At 19.7% G+C, this 1,338-nt stretch carries 2 protein-coding genes; one reads left to right on the top strand and one right to left on the bottom strand.

What is annotated here, in order from left to right:
- Positions 1–456, top strand: a 456-nt coding sequence (locus KHD59_RS02375) for a hypothetical protein (protein WP_425326533.1), incomplete at its 5' end; no start/stop codon positions are given.
- Positions 457–534: 78 nt separating this feature from the next.
- Here the strand turns inward: KHD59_RS02375 and KHD59_RS02370 are convergent.
- Positions 535–1,338 (bottom strand): 5'-3' exonuclease (locus KHD59_RS02370; RefSeq protein ID WP_213680517.1); only part of this gene is annotated, 804 nt, incomplete at its 5' end.

The following is a 1,338-nucleotide window of genomic DNA, read 5'->3' as shown; positions in this document are numbered from 1 at the left end:
TATAAATCTATCCGTATTATAAAACATTATAATGAACCTTTCGTTCCTGAATCACATGATCAACAAGAAATAGATAATAAATATTTCTATAACGATAATAATCAATTATTTAAAATCACAGATAAAGATGATAAAGTTAAAATTATTTATGAGTATGATAATCAAAATATCTTAAGAAAAAAAATTAAATTTTATTTCAATTATAATGGCGATTGTTATAAAAATGTTTTTATTTATAAATACAATACACAAAATCAAAAAATTTATAAAATATATCAAGAACTTATAAAACCTAACAAAAGTATATTTCGTTTTTTCAAACCAGAAAAACATATTAAATATCAAAATAACATGTATTACGAATATAAATATAACGATAAAAAACAAAAAAAATTAAAAATTTGTTATTTTGGAAATAAAATTAGTAAATTTAAATATCAATATAAAGATTTTTAATTGTATAGTAATTAAATATATTAAATAATTCAATAAATATATAATTCAACAAAAAAAACAAATTATAATTTTTAATGATTATAATTTGTTTTTTATTTTTTTGTTATATAAACGATTTAAATTATATTTTTTACAAAAATTTAATAATAAATTTAGATTAATTTTTTCTTTGTAAGTTTGTGTGTAATCAAACGATAATGGAACAGTTTTATCAATAGTTATTAATAAACGATTTAAATGGATTCTATCTTTAAATGATTCTATTTTGGTTCTCAAATTATCAGGAATTTCTTTTAAATTGATCAATAAATTATCTAAATTATTAAATTGATGCAATAATTTAAGAGCAGTTTTAGGGCCTATTCCTGGAATTCCTACAATATTATCAGAATTATCTCCGACCATACTTTTGAAATCAACTATTTGTTCAGGTTTTAACTGATATTTTCTATTTAATAATTCTATATCAAAATTACTAATTGTAGTTACACCTTTTTTTATTAAACGAATTGTAATATAATTGTTAATCAACTGCAAAAAATCTTGATCACTAGAGTAAATATCTGTAGCGATTTGATGAGAACTAGCTTGTTGCGCAATAGTACCAATGATATCGTCAGCTTCATAACCTGTTTGATAATGATATTTAACTCCAGAAAGTTTTAAATACTCTTGTACTAATACAATTTGATCTAACAACAATTGAGGTATAAGAGGGCGACCTTTTTTATAATCTAAATAAAGTTCTTTCTTTTTAGTTTTACCTTTTGTATCGAAAGCAACTAAAATATGATTTTGACTTTTTTCTAAAATTTTTTCAAACATATTTATAAAAATCATTAAAGCATCGAATTTATTTAAATTATTTTCATTTTCAATATT

Source organism: Sesame phyllody phytoplasma, from assembly GCF_018390775.2.
GTDB classification, from domain to species: Bacteria; Bacillota_I; Bacilli_A; order Acholeplasmatales; family Acholeplasmataceae; genus Phytoplasma; species Phytoplasma australasiaticum.
Note: the sequence above shows the minus strand (reverse complement) of the source record. Positions and strands in the feature narration are given on the sequence as shown.